Below are 433 nucleotides of genomic sequence, written 5' to 3'. Positions count from 1 at the left end.
CTAAGTTCGATTTGGAATAAGCGCTGTCAACGTTTTTCGCCGATAGTCAAATTGGGCGATAGCTTATGAGCCCAAAATCGCGCATGCGATAAACCAGTTAGGAAAGAGGAGGGTCAACAATGGGCAAGGGAATATCGCGCAGAGATTTTATTGTTGGGGGCGGAGTGTTTGGTGCGAGTGTTGCAGCGGTCGGCCTCGCGGGGTGTGCTCCTTCGAATGGCGGTTTGCCGTCCACTGGCGCCGATGCATCGGGCACCAGTGCGAATAAGGGCGAGGATCGCCCTCTTTCTTCGCGACTTGTCGAAGTGGATGAAAGGGATGTGACTCGCACTGAGGAATGCGATGTTGTGGTGTGCGGTTCGGGATCCGCTGGAACATATGCCGCGATTAGAGCAGCTGAGCTTGGTGCTCGTGTAATCTGGCTCGAGAAGAC

At 54.3% G+C, this 433-nt stretch carries 1 protein-coding gene; it reads left to right on the top strand.

The annotated features are described in order from the left end of the window. Positions 1-119 precede the first annotated feature (119 nt). The coding region (locus tag PZH32_RS11425) for an FAD-dependent oxidoreductase (protein WP_275208377.1) at positions 120-433 on the top strand (314 nt) is incomplete at its 3' end.

The sequence above is a fragment of the Adlercreutzia equolifaciens genome (assembly GCF_029076695.1).
Lineage (GTDB): Bacteria > Actinomycetota > Coriobacteriia > Coriobacteriales > Eggerthellaceae > Adlercreutzia > Adlercreutzia equolifaciens_A.
The sequence above is the reverse complement of the archived record's forward strand: the minus strand, read 5'-3'. Positions and strand labels throughout refer to the sequence as shown.